Annotated in this window: 14 protein-coding genes and 2 pseudogenes; 6 read left to right on the top strand and 10 right to left on the bottom strand. The window is 68.4% G+C overall.

Annotated features, from left to right (window positions below):
* Positions 1-42: 42 nt before the first annotated feature.
* From K2F54_RS15325 to K2F54_RS15315, 3 genes are read right to left on the bottom strand one after another with little or no spacing between them, the layout of a single operon-like run.
* A complete protein-coding gene (locus K2F54_RS15325; RefSeq protein ID WP_255577167.1) occupies positions 43-969 on the bottom strand; it encodes an ABC transporter ATP-binding protein in 927 nt (308 codons plus the stop codon).
* Positions 969-2,042: a FecCD family ABC transporter permease gene (locus tag K2F54_RS15320; protein ID WP_308287692.1), complete on the bottom strand. Its 1,074-nt coding sequence runs from the start codon at positions 2,040-2,042 to the stop codon at positions 969-971. Before K2F54_RS15320 ends, K2F54_RS15325 begins: the two co-directional genes overlap by 1 nt.
* Positions 2,039-3,148 (bottom strand): FecCD family ABC transporter permease, encoded by a 1,110-nt coding sequence (locus K2F54_RS15315; protein ID WP_220606720.1) that lies wholly within the window; start codon positions 3,146-3,148, stop codon positions 2,039-2,041. The genes K2F54_RS15320 and K2F54_RS15315 overlap by 4 nt, the downstream gene beginning before the upstream one ends.
* An 89-nt stretch (positions 3,149-3,237) precedes the next feature.
* Here K2F54_RS15315 and K2F54_RS19720 point away from each other — a divergent pair.
* A pseudogene (locus tag K2F54_RS19720) lies at positions 3,238-3,681 on the top strand (transposase); the annotation flags it as partial.
* Between the two features lie 84 nt (positions 3,682-3,765).
* Here the strand turns inward: K2F54_RS19720 and K2F54_RS15310 are convergent.
* The 5 genes and pseudogenes from K2F54_RS15310 to K2F54_RS15290 form a co-directional block, all read right to left on the bottom strand.
* Positions 3,766-4,572: an AAA family ATPase gene (locus K2F54_RS15310; RefSeq protein WP_220606719.1), complete on the bottom strand. Its 807-nt coding sequence runs from the start codon at positions 4,570-4,572 to the stop codon at positions 3,766-3,768.
* The gene (locus tag K2F54_RS15305) at positions 4,572-5,957 is read right to left on the bottom strand and encodes a Mu transposase C-terminal domain-containing protein (RefSeq protein ID WP_220606718.1); all 1,386 of its coding nucleotides are present in this window, start codon (positions 5,955-5,957) and stop codon (positions 4,572-4,574) included. Before K2F54_RS15305 ends, K2F54_RS15310 begins: the two co-directional genes overlap by 1 nt.
* Positions 5,958-5,964: 7 nt before the next feature.
* Positions 5,965-6,288, bottom strand: a pseudogene (locus K2F54_RS15300) (recombinase family protein); the annotation flags it as partial.
* Positions 6,289-6,661: 373 nt separating this feature from the next.
* Positions 6,662-6,931 (bottom strand): acyltransferase family protein, encoded by a 270-nt coding sequence (locus K2F54_RS15295; RefSeq protein ID WP_220606716.1) that lies wholly within the window; start codon positions 6,929-6,931, stop codon positions 6,662-6,664.
* A gap of 41 nt (positions 6,932-6,972) precedes the next feature.
* Positions 6,973-7,899, bottom strand: a complete 927-nt coding sequence (locus K2F54_RS15290; RefSeq protein ID WP_220606715.1) for a glycosyltransferase family 2 protein — start codon at positions 7,897-7,899, stop codon at positions 6,973-6,975.
* Between the two features lie 112 nt (positions 7,900-8,011).
* Here K2F54_RS15290 and K2F54_RS15285 point away from each other — a divergent pair, with 112 nt between their 5' ends.
* Positions 8,012-9,112 (top strand): glycosyltransferase family 4 protein, encoded by a 1,101-nt coding sequence (locus K2F54_RS15285; protein WP_220606714.1) that lies wholly within the window; start codon positions 8,012-8,014, stop codon positions 9,110-9,112.
* An 82-nt stretch (positions 9,113-9,194) separates the two neighbouring features.
* The gene (locus K2F54_RS15280; RefSeq protein WP_220606713.1) at positions 9,195-10,046 is read left to right on the top strand and encodes an alpha-1,2-fucosyltransferase; all 852 of its coding nucleotides are present in this window, start codon (positions 9,195-9,197) and stop codon (positions 10,044-10,046) included.
* Between the two features lie 15 nt (positions 10,047-10,061).
* Here K2F54_RS15280 and K2F54_RS15275 read toward each other — a convergent pair whose 3' ends face one another.
* Positions 10,062-11,207, bottom strand: coding sequence for a glycosyltransferase (locus K2F54_RS15275; protein ID WP_220606712.1), 1,146 nt, complete (start codon positions 11,205-11,207; stop codon positions 10,062-10,064).
* 234 nt (positions 11,208-11,441) lie between these two features.
* Between K2F54_RS15275 and K2F54_RS15270 the strand changes: the two genes are divergently transcribed.
* The 3 genes from K2F54_RS15270 to K2F54_RS15260 are packed head-to-tail and all read left to right on the top strand — an operon-like array spanning position 11,442 to position 16,479.
* The gene (locus tag K2F54_RS15270) at positions 11,442-12,524 is read left to right on the top strand and encodes a glycosyltransferase family 4 protein (RefSeq protein ID WP_220606711.1); all 1,083 of its coding nucleotides are present in this window, start codon (positions 11,442-11,444) and stop codon (positions 12,522-12,524) included.
* The gene (locus K2F54_RS15265; protein WP_220606710.1) at positions 12,521-14,320 is read left to right on the top strand and encodes an ABC transporter ATP-binding protein; all 1,800 of its coding nucleotides are present in this window, start codon (positions 12,521-12,523) and stop codon (positions 14,318-14,320) included. Before K2F54_RS15270 ends, K2F54_RS15265 begins: the two co-directional genes overlap by 4 nt.
* Positions 14,317-16,479: a glycosyltransferase gene (locus K2F54_RS15260; protein ID WP_220606709.1), complete on the top strand. Its 2,163-nt coding sequence runs from the start codon at positions 14,317-14,319 to the stop codon at positions 16,477-16,479. Before K2F54_RS15265 ends, K2F54_RS15260 begins: the two co-directional genes overlap by 4 nt.
* Here K2F54_RS15260 and K2F54_RS15255 read toward each other — a convergent pair.
* Positions 16,465-17,736: a glycosyltransferase family 4 protein gene (locus tag K2F54_RS15255; protein WP_220606708.1), complete on the bottom strand. Its 1,272-nt coding sequence runs from the start codon at positions 17,734-17,736 to the stop codon at positions 16,465-16,467. The two genes, K2F54_RS15260 and K2F54_RS15255, sit on opposite strands and share 15 nt — an antisense overlap.
* Positions 17,737-17,744: the final 8 nt, after the last annotated feature.

Here is a 17,744-nt window from a genome sequence, read left to right as displayed (position 1 = left end):
AAAGGTGGGGGCCGGCGCGCAGGCCGATAAGGGTAGCCTAGCCTAAATAGAGAGAGGGTCGGTGCCGTGGAACCGGCCGATGGGCACGACCAGCGGCGAGCCGCAGACCGGGTCGGCGATGATGCGAGCGCTGAGCCCGAAGGCCTCGAGCACCACCGCCTCGGTGAGCACCTCTGCCGGGGGCCCCTCGGCGATGATGCGCCCGTGCCGCATGACGACGAGCCGGTCGGCGTAGCGGGCGGCCAGGTTGAGGTCGTGCAGCACCATCACCACGGTGGTGCCCTGCTCGTGGTTGAGCTCGTGCAGCAGGTCGAGGACCTCCACCTGGTGGGTGACGTCGAGGAAGGTGGTGGGTTCGTCCAGCAGCAGGATGTCGGGCTTCTGCGCGAGCGCCATGGCGATCCAGACCCGTTGGCGCTGCCCGCCGGAGAGCTCCTCCATGCGCCGCGTCGCCAGTTCCAGGGTCTGGGTGGCGGTCATGGCCTCGGCCACAATGGCGTCGTCCGTACTCGACCAGTGCCGGAACCAGCCCTGGTGCGGGTACCGGCCGCGCCCGACCAGGTCGGCCACGCCGATGCCCTCCGGCGCGATGGGCTGCTGCGGCAGCAACCCCACGATGGTGGCGACCTGGCGGCTGGGCAGGCCGGCGATGTCCCGGCCGTCGAGGGTGACCGTGCCGGACTGCGGCGGCAGCAACCGGGCCAGGCCGCGCAACAGGGTGGACTTGCCGGACGCGTTGGCACCGACGATCACGGTGATCGCGCCGGGCTCGATGGCGAGGTCGAGATCGTCGACGATGCGGGTGCCGTCGTAGCCCAGGCTGAGGCCGGTGGCGGTGAGGGCGTGCCGGGCGGATGCGGAGGGCGGGGCAGCCGGGCCGGTGGCGGCCTGGTCGAGGGCGGCCTGGTCGGGGGCGGCCTGACCGGTCATGGCCTGGTCGGGGGCTGCCTGGTCGATGGGCTGGGGCATCAGGCGCCCTTTCCGATTCGGTTCTGGGTGGCGAGCAGCCAGAGCAGGTAGGGCGCGCCGATCGCGCCGGTGATGATGCCGGCCGGCAGCTCGAGGTTGCCCGGCAGCAGGTGCTGAGCGGTGAAGTCCGCCACGGTGGTGATGAGCACGCCGATCAGCGCGGCCGGCAGGAGCGCCAGGCTGCCGGTGCCCACCAGACGCCGGGCGATGGGCGCGGAGACGAACGCGATGAAGGCGAGCGGCCCCACGAACGCGGTGGCGAGGGCGGCGAGCGCCACGGCCGCCACGAGCAGGGCCAGCCGGGAGCGTTCGGCGTGCACGCCCAGGCTGCTGGCGGTGTCGTCACCGAGCTGCAGCATCCGCATCCGCCCGGCGAGCACGCCCACGGCCGGCAGCAGCAGCACCAGGAACGCGGCCAGCACCGCGATCTCGGGCCAGCGGGCACCGCTGACGCTGCCGACCAGCCAGGTCAGGGCATCCTCGGCGTTCCGCAGGTCGGCGCGCGAGAGCAGGTAGCCGAGCAGGCCCTGCACCATGAACGCGACGCCCACCCCGATGAGTACGAATCGGTAGCCGACCACGCCGCCGCGCCAGGCGAGCAGGTAGATGGCGGTGGCGACCACCATCGCACCGGCGAAGGCCATGAACGAGGTGGCCACACTGCCCAGCCCGAGCACGAGCAGGCCGAACACCGCGGCCGCGCTCGCTCCCCCGGTGACGCCGATGATGTCGGGGCTGGCCAGGGGGTTGCGCAGAACAGTCTGGAAGAGCGCGCCGGAGACGGCGAACGCCACGCCGACGAGGATCGCCAGGGTCAGCCGGGGCAGGCGCAGCGTGAAGACGATGAAGTTCTCACTGCCGGAGCCCTGGCCCGCCAGGGTGCGCAGCAGGTCGGGCACGCTGAGGCTGTACGCCCCCACCATCAGGCTGACCGCGGCGATCACGACAGCCAGCGCGGCCAGCACGAGCACGATCCGCCGCTCCCGGCGGTGCTTGAGGGTGCGGGCGAGGGTGAGCGGGGCGGCGTCCGCTGTCGGGCGGGCGGGCACGGATGCCGTCAGGTCGGCGGTCACAGGCCGGCCAGCTTCACGCGGCGCACCAGCGCGATGAGCATCGGGGCACCGAGGAACGCGACGATCAGACCGGCTTCGATCTCGCCGGGTGGGGCGATCACGCGGCCGAGCACGTCGGCGGCCAGCAGCAGCGCCGGGCCGAGCACCGCGGAGTAGAGCAGGATCCACCGGTAGTCCGGCCCGGTGAACCGGCGGGCGATGTGCGGCACGGCCAGGCCCACGAACACGATCGGGCCGGCCAGGGCGGTGGCGGAGCCGCAGAGCAGCACCACCGCGACGGCGCAGACGATCCGGGCCGCCACGAGGTTCTGGCCGAGACCGCGGGCCAGGTCGTCGCCGAGGGCGAGGGCATTGAGCATCCGCCCCGCCAGCACGCAGAGCAGCACACCGACGGCGATGAACGGCGCCAGTTGCAGGGCGGAGTCGAGGTCGCGGGCGACGAGTGAACCGGCGGACCAGAACCGGTACTTGTCGAAGGCCTCGGAGTCGCTGAGCAGCACGATGGTGATCAGGGAGGTGAGCGACGCGGTGAGCGCGGTGCCGGCCAGGGCCAGTTTCACCGGGGTGGCGCCCTCGCGGCCGAGCGACCCGACCACGTAGACGATCACGGCGGCCACGAATGCGCCGGCGAACGCGAACCAGACGTAGCCCAGCGCCGAGGTGACCCCGAACCAGGCGATGCCGGCCACGACGAAGAGTGAGGCGCCGGCGTTGACCCCGAGCAGGCCGGGGTCGGCGAGCGGGTTGCGGGTGATGCCCTGCATCAGGGCCCCGGCCAGGCCGAGGGCGAGACCGGCGAGCAGGCCGATGGCCGTGCGCGGCACCCGCAGGTCGAGCACCACGGTGTGGTCGGTGAGGCCGAGGTCGGGGCGCAGTAACGCGTCGAGCACGGTGCCCAGCGGGATCGACCGGCTGCCCACCACGAGGGAGGCCGATACGGCGAGCGCCAGCAGGATCACGGCGATGACCAGACCGGCGAGCTGCCGGCGGCGCGGCACCCGCACCGCATCCAGCGCGCTGCCGGCTGCGGCGGTCGCGGCGGTCGCGGCGGGCACGCCGGTGCCGCGGGCGGGCGCGCCCGTCCCCGACTCCGCTGAGGTAAGCATTACCTAAGTATGACAGGCGAGACTCGTGCTCAGACCTGCCAGGGCGCTGGGAGAATCTCCGCCAGGGCCCACCGTGGGCCCCTCCGCCCATGCCGGCGGCGCATTTCGGCTCACCGCACCTCGGACGGGTGACCGCGGCCGCTATAGAGCGTGTTGCTTTTTCGAGTGTTGGTCCCGGCGGGTTAACCCGGGGTTTGGGACCATGGTTCATGGCCCTGAACTATCGTCCTGTCGAGCGTGATCAGTTGTTTTTGGTGCCGCCGGATATGCGGGATTGGTTGTCCGAGGATCATTTGGCGTGGTTCATTCTGGACGTGGTCGCCGCCTTGGACACGAGCGCTTTACATGCGGCCTCGCGGCGCGGTGGCACGGGCCGTGAGGGGTATGACCCGGAGATGCTTTTGGGCTTGTGGTTGTATGCCTCGGCTCGGGGAATCAGTTCGTCTCGGGTGATTGAGCGGGCGTGTTCGGAGGACGTTGCGTTCCGGGTGTTGTGCGCGCAGGACGTGCCTGATCACACGGTGTTGTGTCGTTTTCGGCAGCAGCATGAAGGTGTGATGGCTGACTTGTGTGGAGTTTGGCGCTTTTTGGCGGTGTTCTGTGATCGTTTCGTGTCGCTAGTTGCCGATGACGAGGATGCTGGCGGCGGCTTCGATGACGTCGTCCGTGATGGTGTCCAGTTGGTTGATCTTGAGGACGCGGTTGATCTGAGGGAAGAGTCGTTCGAGGAGGCGGAAGTTGCCGCGGGTGATGCGTTCGATGGCGGCGATGGCTTGCGCGTCTGTGAAGTCGTCAGGGTCGAGTGTCCTGCCGAGTCGTGTCCAGTGGCGGTCGAGGACAAAGAGGAGTTCTTCGCGTCCGAGGGCACGGTAGTGGTGTGAGAATCCGAGCCGGCTGTAGAGCTGGGGGTAGTGGCGGAATCGTTCGTCGATTCCCGGCATTCCGATAAGGATCATTGCCAGGTGGGTTCGGTCGTGTCTGTCACGGAGCATCTCGAGCGCGGTTGGGGTGAGTCGTTCGGCTTCGTCGATGATGAGCAGCTCAACGTGGCGGGTCATGTCTCCCATCTTTCGTGGGGGCGGTTCGTTGGCGTGGATGTGCTGGTCGGCGCAGATGCCGACTTTGATCTGCCAGTAGTCGATGTCGTGCATGAGGTCTTTTGGTCGGCAGAGGACTTCGGGTGTGTAGAAGACGGTTCGGGATCGGTTCGCGAGGGCGTAGAACTTTGCATCGTGGTCCCCGCGGGGCCCCCATTCGGTGATGTAGGGCTCAAGGGCGTCCCAGTTTGCGTAACGGCGAGCGGAGTTGGTTTTTCCGACGCCGGCGGCGCCGTGGCAGATTCCGATCGTCTTTTCCTTGCGGACAGCGTTGGCGAATTCGGCGAAGCGCCGGTGTTCTTTGGTGACGATGAATGCTTGGTTCATCACTCGTCCTCTTCGTAGGTGCGCAGCTTCGGCCGCCGCTTCGTGGGTTCGGGGGTGCGGGGTTCTTCCCGGGTGGCAACGGTTGGGATGCGGTCGTTGATGGCTCGGCGCAGTTGCTTGCGGCGGGCCCGGCGGGCGGTTTCGATGTCACGGAGGCTGAGCCTGAGGTTGGGGTGGGCTTCGTCGATCGCGGTGCAGATGAAGGTATCCCGGTCGTACACGCGGATCTCGGAGATGTCGCGGGGGTCGTACCGGATGGTGATGGTGTGCCCGACGAACGGGGCAAGAGTGGGGGCGAGGTAGCGCTGGCCCTGGAAGTGGATCCCGTCACGTTGCACGACCCGGTTTTTCGGAACGGTGAGGAGCAGGCCGTCGAGTTCTTGAAGGCTGTCGGGCATCCGAGGCAGCCACCCACCGGCTACCCAAGCGTCTCGCGGGGAGATGCCCAACTCGCTGTGGGTCCGGTCGTTGTAGGCGCCGATGAATTCGCCGATCGCACGGTCGAGCCCGGCGAGGTCGATGACAGGCGTCGGAGTCCGGCTGCCGGGCCCGAGATGGCCAGGTAGGGCGGCCAGGAGTTCGGTGTTGACGGTGCCGAAGAACCGCTCGATCTTTCCTCGTCCTTGGGGTCGGCCAATGGTCGAGTGGATGATCCTGATGTGCAGGGCGACGGCAGTTCGTTCGATATGGTCGCTGATGAAGTCGGATCCGTGGTCGACGTGCAGGATGTCCGGGATTCCACACATCGCCCAGGCCGGGTCGGTCTTCCGCCAGATCGCCTGCCGAAGAGCCAGGGCAGTGTTGATGGCTGAGGGGGCGCCGGTGAAGACCATGTACCCGCAGACGGCGCGGGAGTGGTCGTCCATCACGGTGGTCAGCCATGGCCGGTCAGGTTTCCCGTCGGCGCCGACGATGAGAATGTCGAGTTCGGTGTGGTCGGACTGCCAGGTCTGGTTGGGGTGTTCAGCGCGGCGCCGGAAGACGAGCTCGTGCTTATCCCGGTACGAGATCGGCCCCTCGAGTGCCAGGGTGACAAGGGCCGGATCGAGAGCTTGCACGATCTCCCTCACGGTCGCATAGCTCGGCTCCGGCAGCTCACGCGCTTGAGCATCGGTGGCAGCGAGACGGTGCAGCGTGGCGAGACTCGGGCGCGGCCGAGTGAGCGCCAACCGTTCGATGAACGCGACCGTCTCGACCGAAGTTCGGCGGACACCCTTGTCTATGCGCGCGTGCAGGTCCAGGGACGCGACGCCGCCAGTGCGGTAGAGCCGATTCCAGCGCTGCAGGGTCCGTGCAGAGATCCCGGTCTCCCGGGCGAGGACCGCGAGCGGGATCTGGTCTTCGACATACAGCCGAAGAATACGCCACCGCTCGGCCGCGTCCACAAGTCACCTACACGGTGGTGCTCTCGCGCGCCGCGACGGCCTGCTGATGCCGGTACAGGGTGGCCCGGCTCCACCCGACGAGCCTTGCCGCATCCTCCGCAGTCCGGCCCTTCGCCCGGGCCTCCGTGACGAGCTTGAGTTTGTCGGCTACGACCACGGGATCAGACAGAGGCCGACCAAACTTGGTGCCGCCTTCTCGGGCGGCTGTGATTCCTGCGTTCACCCGTTCGGTAATCAGCTCGCGTTCGTACTCGGCCAAAGTGGCGAGCATGTTCAGCATCAGCCGGCCCGAGGTCGTCGACGGGTCGATGCCATCCGAGATGCTCTTCATATGGCGGAGCACCATTGCTTCCCCCACTTCGAGTGAACCTGTCTCAAGAGCTTTCGTCAACAGTTTGAGCAAGATGAATTTCAGCCGAGATCAGGAAAAAGATATTCGGCCACCCGCCGAAACACTGATGTCTGCACACAATTCCGCTCACATTGTGAGGACCCGAGCGACGATTTGGCGGCCGGGAATGGAGGCAGTCCCCAGCAACTGCACGGGACGTGACCTCGTGGGACATGTCGCTGAGGTTCGCTCGCAATTGACATGGACAAGCAACGCGAAGCGCCACCTAGCGAGCACAGAACGCCGCCACAAAGCGCTAAAAATCACACACCAAGCCGACCCGCGAGATTCCGGCACCTCGGGGAAAGACACCCTATTGGTGCAAAACCGATCGGTTTTGCACCAATAGACGGCCCGCGCGCCAGGCCAGCCGGGAGAACGCGTTTCGCATCCTCGACCCGGCGATGAGGTAACCCGAGAGGACGAAGAAGCCGTCGACCGCCCAGCCTCCGAGCCCGACGACCGGAGAATCGCCGAAGCCGCCGACGGGCCATGCGTGACTGACGATGACGGTGGCCGCGAGCGCGAGGCGAACGAAGTTCAACGCGTTGTCGCGCGACGACAGACGGTCCCCGATGGTCACTCGGTCAGATTAGCGGTATGACGGATGCCGCTCCGCACGGCTCATACCAGAGACCGACTGGGCTCATTTCGGTCATATCCCGCGATCGCGGCGGACTCGACGGTGAGCGCGACGAGCTTCTCACCCATCGGGCGCGGCACGACGGTGATGAGCCGGTCGACGAACGAGGCGACGCGCTGCACTCTCGCTTCGCCCGCCCGCCACGCGAGCGCCCGCACCGCACCGCCCCACACCCCGCCCGGTCGGTTGAGCGGACCCGCCGCATCGACGCCGTGAAGCCCTTCGAACGTCCGGCGGGCCGAACCCGACAGGTAGGCGCGCTTGCTCCGGATCGCGGCGGAAACGGACGGCGAGTGATGGATGGACTCGGCGCCGGGGAGCATGCGTACGGGAACCGACGCGGCGTGGAGTCGATATCCCCAATCGACGTCCTCCCAGCCGTACGAGCGGTAGGCGCTGCTGTACGGGCCGATCCGAGCGAACGTCTCCCGCGTCACCGATGCATTGCCCGCCCAATACCGCCACGTGCGCTCCGCGGGCGTCGCATACGCCTTTTCGGCGAACAGAAGGTCGGCCTTGCGTCCATAGGCACGCGCATATGGGCTGTCCGGATAGACATTGCGATAGAGCCCGATGACACCCACCGACTCGCCGGCATGTTCAGCGACATGGGCAGCGACCCACCCCGGCGCGGGCTCGAGGTCGTCATCGCATCGAATCAGCACATCGCCCGTCGCTGCGGCGAAGCCCGCGTTCAGAGCGGCCGACCGCCCCTTGTTCTCGGCGAAGGCGATGCTCCGAACGGTGATCGGTGATCGCTCGAGGACTTCCTCCGAGCCATCGATGTCACCGTCGACCACGACGATGATCTCCACGTCGGGATGCGTCTGCGCGCCGAGAGCGGCCAGCAATCGAGGAAGACGCTCGGCCCCGCCGCGGCTCGGCACGATCACGCTGGCTCGGGTCACGCGACAACTCTAGCGATCTACCCCACTCGGGCAGACGCGCCCGGCGGATCGCATCGGCCGGCTCGCTCGCCATCCCGCATCGCCCGAGCCGCACGCCCGGTATGCTCGGGCGGTGCCCGAATTGCGCGTGCTCGGTCTCTTCGACCACCACGGCGTCAGACGCCATCAGCATCGTCTCCCGGCAGACCAGCAGGTCTCGGGTCCGTACTGCGTGCACCTGCTCATGGACGAGGGCATCGATCTGATGCCCGTGCGTCCCGCGGAGGGGCGCGTGCACCGCAAGGTGCGAGACGTCATCGAGCACAGATCCGGCGTGCGGGTGGACCTTGCCGTGCGCGGCACGGTCAGCGCTGCGCGCTCGGACGTCGTGCTCGCGCTCCTCGAGGGGATGGCCGTGCTCCCTTCGACGCTGAAGCAGAGAGGCCTGCCGCCCTATGCGAATCGGCCGCTCGCGGCCATCTCGTGCTGGTGGGCCGAAGAGATCGCCACCGGCACGGAAGCGGATCGCCGTCGGATCGCTCACGCGCTGGCCGGCATCGACCGCGTCTTCGTCTTCTCCCGCAACCAAGTGGAGATATTCGCGAGCATCGGCGCGGGAGACAAGATCGTGCCGGTGCTGTTCGGCGTCGACCCCGACTGGTACTGCCCCGATCCTGCAGTGTCGCGCCGATTCCAGGTGCTGAGCGTCGGCATCGATCGCGGACGCGACTTCGACACGCTCCTCGATGCGGCCCGCCTCCTTCCCGACGCGCGGTTCCACATCGTCACGAGCACCGGTCGTATCGATCCCGCTGACATCCCGGCGAACGTCACCGTCGCGGGGATGGTGTCGATGACCGAGCATCGGGAGAATCTCCGCGCCGCCGACCTGGTCGTCGTACCGACCCATGACCTTGCGTATCCGACGGGGCAGAGTGTGCTCCTCGAAGCGATGGCGTGCGGCCGGTGCGTCGCGGTGACGGCGACGGAGGCCATGGGGGACTACATAGACGATGGGGTGACGAATCTCGCCATCCCGCTGCACGATGCGCGCGGCACCGCTCAGGTGATCGGCGCCATCCTGGCCGACGACACCAGGCGTGAACGCATCGCCGCCGCGGCACGAGCGGCAGCCGTCGAGCGATTCTCGTTCCGACGCACGTGGCACGAGGTCGCGCTCGCCCTCGATGCGCTGGCACGAAGCAGCCGGGGCGCCACGCACATCACCGATTAGGCTGGCCGAGCGGTCAGGCGCAGACCCGCCGATGTCGCCGGAGCCGTGCGCCCGACCAGCCTGCGACGGACGAGGACAGACGATGACCATGAGCGACATATTCCGGCACCGCGCGAAGGTGGCGCTGCGGGGCGGGCTCCTCACCCCTGTGGGCAAAGTGCTGGGAGCCCCCACCGTCCATATCAGTTCTCCCCTCACCCGCGGCGGCAACTACCTCTACTACTGGATGTGGGCCTACACGCGCGATACCGAGCGCCGACCGGTTCGCGTCCTTCATCACGAGGTGATCGACGAGTGGCTCACCGAATTTCCTCTGGTGAGCCACCTTTCCATCCGCCGCGACGAGGCATCCACACTGTTCAGCGAATGGGTCGGAGAACACCGCCACTACTTCGGTCAGTCCTTCACCCGCGCCGAGCTGGAGAGATTCTGCATCGCGCTCGTCGAGTCGTCGCCCGCGTTTCGCGCACGGCTCGACGCCGCACGTTCGTGGATCGGGCCGGACACCTGCGTCCTCAACGTGCGACGCGGCGATTATTACCAGTACCCCGAGCTGACGGCCATGTACGGACTGGACATCGAGCGGAACATCACCGGTTCGATAGAGATCCTGCGCAGCAGCGGGCGGGCCGTCGACGATGTCGTGGTCGTGTCCGACGATGTGCCGTGGTGCGTCGAGAACGTCGCACCACTCCTGCCCGGGACGATGCGGGTCGTGCCCGAGCGAACGAGCATGTTCGACGACCTCGCCGTTCTCGCTTCGGCCCGGACCCTGATTCTGGCCAACTCCACCTTCTCGTTCTGGGGCGGCTACCTGGCCTCCGTGCTTCAGACCGACCATCTCGCTGTCGCGCCCGAACACCACTTCATCGATGAGGACGGGCAGCGCCACCGCGATCCATACGATCCGCGCTGGCGCATCGCCGAGGCCTGACCGCACCGCCCGCGCCTATCTCGAGGCGAGGATCCGCACCAGATGCTCGATGCGGCGATCGAACTCCGCATCGAAGTGATGCTCCTGCATGAATCGTCGCCCTCGCTCGCCGCGATCGGCGAGCAGCCCGCGATCGGCCACCAGGCGCTGGACGATGTCGGCCAGCGCCTGCACGTTTCGCAGCGGAACGGCCCATCCGAGATCGAACCTCGACACCAGATTGCGCAACGCGGTGTTGTCGAATCCGAGTACGGGAACTCCCAGTCCGCCGGACTCGAGATAGGTTCCGGACGGATCTCCCTGAATGTGCGGAAGCACCATGACATCGACGCTCTCGCGCGCCCAGCGGACCCATTCGGTGTCGAAATCCATCGGTGCCAAGAACTGGACGTCGCCGTCCGCCGCGACGCGCAGAACCGATTCCAGTGGACCCCCGCCGACGAGCGTCATGGTGTGTGCGACCCCGCGCGCTCGAAGCTCATCGTGGAGGCGCACCGCGTAGATCGGCCCCTTCCCGGTGACGAACCGGCCCGAGAAGGCGATCCGTAGACGTCCGTCCGGCAGGAGCTCTCGATCGTCGAGGCTCGCCTCGTCCACCTGCGCACGCGTCAGGCGCGTGTCGTAGAACAGCAGCGGATCCGGCGAGAACCGCGAGTACGCCTCCCACGCGCTCCATCCGTTGCACTGGAGCCCCGCCGCGCGCTTGGCCATGCGGCGCAGCTGCCCCTCGTAGCGAACGGCTCCCGCCACGATCCGCGCCCGCGCGACGGGAGCGGGCCGCTCTTCGAGCGGGGGGATCGCGGCGTCGCGAGCCGGGATCTCGCTGGTCAACGCCGCAGGCACCGACGCGTCGAACACGGCACGGAAGTCCGGATGATGCGGCGCGAGCACGATGTCCGGGCGAGCCGACGCCAGCGCCTCGCCGAGATCGCCGGCGACATGCAGGCGGAACGGCAGATCCTCCGCGCGCACCCACTCCCCGCCGAGTCCCACGTTGCCGTCCTCGCCAGCATCGCGACCGACCATGACGACCTCACCCGGCCACCGCTCCTGATAGGCGACCATCCCGGTGACCGTCTTGCGAGCGATCTTCACGCGACCGTCGCTCGTGTTCGGCTGACCGCCCGGGATGACGACCGCGAGTCGAGGAGTCTGTGCCATACCCCATGCTTGCATGCAGATGCTCGCGCAGCGTCGGCACCTCTCCGCGGCGACGACTACTCTGTGATGGTGGCTACCCTTAACCGCACCGCGAGATCGGCGATGCCCGACCGTGCGCGGTGCGCGAGGGACGCATCGATGCGAATACCTCCTCACACCGAGCCCGAGAGCAATCGCCTGCGCATCGCCGTGGTCACCCCCTGGCGTCTGGATGACCCCGACGCCTGGTCGGGGATGATTCCGCTGATCGTCGCCGCACTCAGCGATGTGGCCGACGTCGTTCCCCTCTCGACCGCCCAGCAGCCGACCTCGCTGCTCGATCGAGGCGCTGCGCGGCTGCTCGGCGCCGTCAGCAGCCGCAGCTACCTGTGGGGCTTCGGTCTGGCGACGGCGATCGCGCGCGGCCGCTCGGTGCGCCGCCGCATCCGCGCGGCCGCTCCTGACGTGGTGCTCGGCGTCGTCGCGTCGACCGATCTCGCGTTCCTCGGAGACGTCGGCGTGCCGGTCGTACAGGTATCGGATGCGACCTTCGCAGCGATTCGCGGCTTCTACCCGATGTTCAGCAATCTGCATCCGCTTTCGTCGCTGCAGGCCGAGATCATCGCCGAACGCTCGACCCGGGCGACCGATGTGTTCGTCGCATCGTCGCAGTGGGCGATCGATTCGCTGGTGCGCGATTACGCCGTCGGGACGCATCAGTGCGTGCTCGCGCCGACCGGACCGGGCATCGAGCCGCTCACGGCTCCGACGCGCGAGGACTCCGCGCCGCACGTGCTCAACGCGCTGCTGGTCGCGAGCGACTGGCACCGCAAGGGCGGCGATGTCGCCGTCGAGGCCGTGCGGCGAGCGCAGGACCGGGGAACACAGGTCGTTCTCACCATCGTCGGGGATGCGCCGGCGGGCCTGCCGGAGTGGTGTCGGGCACGAGGACGGCTCGATCCCGCCGCGCTCAGCGCCGAATACGCTCGCGCCGATGTGCTGCTCGAACTCACCAGCGCCAACGCCGCCGGCGTGACCCTCACCGATGCGGCAGCCCACGGCCTGCCGGTGATCGCCGCGAACGTGGGCGGCGTCGCGAGCATCGTCCGAGACGATGAGACGGGAGTGCTCGTCGGCGCCGACACGGACTCGCCGCACGAACTCGCAGAGGCGGCGGCCGAAGCCCTCCCGCCGTTCGCCGACCCGGCCTTCCGGTCGCGGCTGAGCGAGGCCGCGCGCGCCCGCTGGGCGAGCGATCTCAACTGGGATGAGTGGGCCCGCCGGACGTTGTCGGCATGCGTCCGCGCGCGGGAAGAGCGAGAGGCAAGGCGGAGATGAAGCTTTCCAACCTGTTGGAACACCTGCGGATCGCGATGTCGTTGCTGCCGGGGCGGCACCGGGGCTGGCTCGTGGGCGCCGTGCTCGGCTCGGTGCTGCTGGCCGCCCTCGACATGCTCGGCGTCGCGGCGATGCTGCCCCTGCTCGATCTGCTGACCAACGGCACATCCGGGACGTACGGCGGATGGCTCGCCGGGTTCTTCGGCACGGACGACATGCAGACCCTGATCATCTTGTGCGGGTCTCTCATCGCCGCAGCGTTCATCCTGAAGAGCGTCGTATCGATCGCCTTCCGCTGGTGGCTGCTCGGGCGGATCAATCAGCTCGCCGCCGATACGGCGAGCGAGCTGCTGCGCGCCTACCTGCTCTCTCCGTACTCGACCCATCGAATGCGCGCCCTCCCGGCCATCTACCGCAATCTCGGCATGTCCATCGACGAGACGTTCGGCCGAGTGCTCACCGGCCTGGTGACCCTGTTGTCGAACCTCATCACCGTCGTCGGCATCGCCGCCGTGCTCCTGATCGTCTCGCCCCTCGCGACGATCGTCGCGATCACCGTGTTCGCCTCGGCGACCCTCGGCATCCAGGCGCTGCTCAAGTCGCGGCAGCTGGCGATCGGCGACCGTGTCGCTGCCGCTGACGTCGCAGGGTGGCGTGTGGTGACGCCCAGCCTGGAGGGGTTCCGCGACACGCGGATCGCCGCTCTGGCCGGCGCCTATGTCCAGCGGTACCGGGCCGCCCGGACCGCTCGCGCTCACGCGGCGCGCAGCTTCACTCTCATGAGCGAGCTTCCCCGCTACGCGCTCGAGATCGTGTTCATCCTGACGATCATCCTGCTCACCGTCCTCCTGTTCGCGACGTCGTCGAGTGCGACCGCCCTCTCTGTGCTCGGTCTGTTCGCAGTGGCCTCGGTGCGGCTGCTGCCGACGATGAACCAGGTATCGGCGATGATGACGAGCATTCGAGCGGGCGAGGCCGGCATGAAGCTCCTCGTGGCCGAGATCGAGGAATTCGGGCAGCACACACCGCATCAAGAGGAGCGGCTGTCGATCGAAGCGCACCGCGGAGACATCGTCATCGACGACGTCGTGTTCGCCTATCCCGACTCCGACGAACAGATCCTCCGCGGCGTGACGACGATCGTGCGCTCCGGCGAGATGACCGCGTTCGTCGGATCCAGTGGAGCGGGCAAGAGCACGCTTCTCGACCTCGTGCTGGGACTGCTCACCCCCACCTCGGGCCAGATCCTCAGCGGCGGCCGCTCGATCTACGACGATCCCCAGACGTGGTTCGACTCCCTGGGCATGGTGTCGCAGGATGTCTTCCTCTTCGACGGGACGCTTCGGCAGAACATCGCCTTCGGCGTGCCGGACGAGGACATCGACGAAATCGCCATCCAAGAGGCTCTCGCCTCGGCGCAGCTCACGTCGTTCATCGCCGCACTCGACCAGGGTCTCGACACCCGAGTGGGCGAGCGCGGCGTGCGCCTGTCGGGTGGTCAGCGGCAGCGCATCGGCATTGCCCGAGCGCTGTACCGGCGTCCTGCCGTGCTCGTGCTCGATGAGGCGACGTCGGCCCTCGACAACGCCACGGAAGCGCAGATCGCAGAGACCATCGATGCGCTGAAGGGTCGTATGACGATCCTGGTCGTTGCCCACCGGCTGTCGACCGTCAAGAACGCGGATCGGATCGTCTTCATGTCCGACGGTCGCATCGCCGCCGAAGGAGACATGTCGAGCCTCAGCGAGCGCAACGCAGAGTTCCGCCACCTCGTCGAACTGGGCAGACTCACGTGAAGATCGTCTTCGTCTCGCCGATGCTGCCCAACCCGAAGCCCGACAATGCCGGAGAGCGCTACCTTCTGCAGCTGTATCGCGCGTTGGGCACCGCCGAGACCCTGGTCATCGCTCCGCGCACGCCCCGCAGCATCGAAGCGGTACAGCCCGGAGCCGCCGCCCATCTCCTGATCCCCTACGACGATGGTCCGCCGATCCTCCCGCTCCGCCGGCTGCGCGCTGCGTGGGGACACGCGTTCTCCGTCAGCCCGCACGCCGGCTTCGCGCGGGCGCTGCGGCGGCATCCCGAAGCATGCCGCGCGCTCGCCGAAGCGGACATCGTCGATGTGCAGTGGGAGAGTTCGCAGCTTCTGCTGCCCCTCCTGCGACGCCTCGCCCCGAACGCGCGCATCGTGCTCACCTTTCACGATGTGGCCAGCCAGCAGAAGTCCAGGGAGCTGGCAGCGGCGCGCGGCCTGAGATCCCGTATCAAGGCCGCAGCCGGCCTCGCGCAGGCGCGGTGGCTGGAACGACGCGCTCACGAATGGGCGGACGAGCTCGTAGTGCTCAGCGAGAAGGATCGCTCGATCCTGCCGCGCCCGGACCGCGCCACCGTCATCTACCCGCCGATCGCGGCCGACATCGTCCCGCCCGCACCGGCGGACACTGCGCCTGGCGACCACGATCCTCGCGTCCTGTTCATCGGGCCCTTGTGGCGCGAACCCAACCGCGAAGCGGTGCAGTGGCTCGTCGATGCGGTGTGGCCGATCGTCAGACGTGCCGTGCCGAATGCGCAGCTCCACGTCGCCGGCTCGCTGCCCGAGAGCATCGCCCCGCTCGTCCCCCGAGCTCCGGGCGTCACCTACGCCGGATTCGTCGACGACCTCGACGGTCTCTACGCGAGCTCGGCAGTGCTGGCCGCTCCGCTCCAGCAGGGCGCCGGAGTCAAGTTCAAGGTCCTCGAGGCGATCGCGCGGGGGGTTCCCACGGCGCTGACCTCCATCGCGGCGGAGGGCATCGGCGACGCGGCCTTCATGCCCCGCAGCGCGGATTCGGCCGAAGACTTCGCGCAGCAGCTGATTGAAGCGCTCCGCGATCCGCACGCAGCCCGGGCCGGTGCGACTCGCGGTGCGCAGTGGGCGAGCTGGCGCTACGGCTGGCCTCAGTTCGAACGGAGGGTCACTGCCGTGTACGGCCCCTCGACCGCCGAGCACGACCCGCTGATCGCCGCAGAGGACGGGCCGGTGCCTCCGATCACCGTCGTGATCCCGACCCGAAACGGCGCATCGATGCTCTCCGACGAGCTCGATGCGATCGCGGCCGAGCCGGAGGCCCGTGACCTCGAGGTCATCGTGTCCGACAACGGCTCGCGCGACCGGACGGTGGCGGTCGCGCGCGCATACTCCGACGCGTTCGGGTCGCTTCGCGTCGTCGACTCGAGCGCTGTCGCCGGTGTCGGGCACGCACGCAACGTCGGTGCCCGCGCCGCACGTGCCGATCGGGTCGTCTTCATCGACGCCGACGACCAGATCCGTCCCGGGTTCATCGGTGCGATCCGCGCGGCCCTCGATCGCGCCGACGCCGCCGGGGGCCTGCCTCTGACGGGACGGCTCGGGCCGGCCGACCCCACCGCCGCGGACGCCACCCAGACCTTGCGGCGAGCCCCGTTCGGGACGCTGCGCTATGGCATGGGCTGCGCTCTCGGCGTACGCACCGAGGTCCTGTTCGGGCTGGGTGGTTTCGACGAGTCGTTCCGAGAAGGACACGAGGAGGTCGATTTCAGCTGGCGTCTCCAGCTGGCCGGTCACACGCTGGTAGGTGAACCCGGAGCGGTCCTCGACTACCGGCAGCGTCCCACGCCGCGCTCGTCCTTCCGTCAGTATCGCCGCTACGCGCGTTCGGCCGAGCAGCTGCGCAGCCGGTATGTGCACAGCCTCCAGCTTCCCCCCGCGTCGGTGAGAGGTGCGGCGAGGGCTTTCGTTCGGGCCGTGGCGTTCGCCGCCCGTGACGCGCGGCGGAAGGGGACCATCGACGTCGCACGGCGACTCGGCTGGGCCTACGGTGCGCTCGAAGGGACCATCAGGTATCGCCGCCGACCGCAGCCGGTCGACGCCCCGCCCTCGCTCGTCGTCGCGAGCGGAGCAGCTACGGATGCCGCGAAGCCGTCACCGGCGCCGTGACCGGCGATCCCGCCGCGACGAGGCCACGTCGGCGATCAGCGATGCCCAGCGGCGCGCCATGTGGACGTGTGTGAACTCGCGATGAAAGGCCTCCGCGTTCTGCTGACCCCAGGCCGCTGACGCTCGCCTCAGCGCGATTGCCGCCCGCACCGCCTCGGCCAGCGCATCAGGCTCGCTCCCCACCGAATCCGGCAGCAGCTCGAGCTGATCGATGTTGCCGCCGACGCGAGTCAGGACGAGCCCTCGGCCCAGCGCGGCTGCCTCGAGGGGCAGCAGGTCGAAATAAGCGGTCCGGTTCGCCACGACGATGATGTCGGCCTGCGCGATGACCGCATGTGGGGCGTCGCGCCAGCCCAGATCGGTCACGCTGCGCGAGGGCCGCTTCAGCGGGCCATCGCCGAGCGTCCAGAATGCGGCATCCACCCCCTCGCCGGTGAGCCGTTCGGCGGCGTCCAGGAACAGGTCGTATCCCTTGTGCGGCACATAGCGGCCCACGAACAGGACGTTGGTCGTTGCTTCCGAGAAGAGCGCGTCCGGCCCCGCACCCGTGGTGTCGGCGATCGCCGGCGGCTCGACGCCGGACAGAACGTACGCGACGCGGCGAGAGGCCAGCACCTCGCCGAACGCGTCCTTGTACGGCTCCACTGCGTGCGCGGTGGGAAAGACCACCACGTCCGCGGCCGCGAACAGCGCACGCTCCTTGTTCTGCAGCGCCCGGTGCTCGGAGTCGCCGACCGGCTGATCGGAACCGGTCAGCGCACGCATCATCCGCACCTCGTCGGCGAAGATCGACGGCGAATGCGGCATGTAGATCACGGTCTTGCCCGCACGGCGCGCCCAGCGCGCCTCCGCCGCCGGCTGATACCCCTGGAAGACGACGATGTCGGCGCCGGCAATGGTGCGCCACCGCTTCAGCGTCTTCCGAGCCCGACGCCATGCCGCCCGCGGGCTGAGCCTTCGCGCAGCCGCGCGCGTCCCAGCGGCGAGGCGGGCCGAGGCGGGTCTGTTCGGCGCCTCGCGCAGGTCCGCCGGGGCAGCACCGGTCGCACGATTCCTGGTCCCGAGTTCGATTCCCAGAAAACGAACGCCGCCGGCCGTCGCACCGAGTTCGGGATCGTCCACCAGCTCGGCAAGACCCGCCCGCAGATTGTAGGTGTAGCCGGGAGGACCACCGCCGGGGCAGATCGTCGGGCAGATCACCAGCGTGCGCACGGCAGGCGGATGCGGACCCGATCCGATCTCTCGTTCGTCTGTCACTGCGAGAA

Source organism: Cryobacterium inferilacus (genome assembly GCF_019599185.1).
Classification (GTDB): domain Bacteria; phylum Actinomycetota; class Actinomycetes; order Actinomycetales; family Microbacteriaceae; genus Cryobacterium; species Cryobacterium inferilacus.
The sequence above is the reverse complement of the archived record's forward strand: the minus strand, read 5'-3'. Positions and strand labels throughout refer to the sequence as shown.

Bases quoted from the DNA above. Each gene is read 5' to 3' on its own strand.
- K2F54_RS15265 (WP_220606710.1), top strand. From the start codon at position 12,521: ATGAAGCTTTCCAACCTGTTGGAACACCTGCGGATCGCGATGTCGTTG.
- K2F54_RS15310 (WP_220606719.1), bottom strand. From the start codon at position 4,572: ATGAACCAAGCATTCATCGTCACCAAAGAACACCGGCGCTTCGCCGAA.
- K2F54_RS15275 (WP_220606712.1), bottom strand. From the start codon at position 11,207: ATGGCACAGACTCCTCGACTCGCGGTCGTCATCCCGGGCGGTCAGCCG.
- K2F54_RS15315 (WP_220606720.1), bottom strand. From the start codon at position 3,148: ATGCTTACCTCAGCGGAGTCGGGGACGGGCGCGCCCGCCCGCGGCACC.
- K2F54_RS15270 (WP_220606711.1), top strand. From the start codon at position 11,442: ATGATTCCGCTGATCGTCGCCGCACTCAGCGATGTGGCCGACGTCGTT.
- K2F54_RS15280 (WP_220606713.1), top strand. From the start codon at position 9,195: ATGACCATGAGCGACATATTCCGGCACCGCGCGAAGGTGGCGCTGCGG.
- K2F54_RS15325 (WP_255577167.1), bottom strand. From the start codon at position 969: ATGCCCCAGCCCATCGACCAGGCAGCCCCCGACCAGGCCATGACCGGT.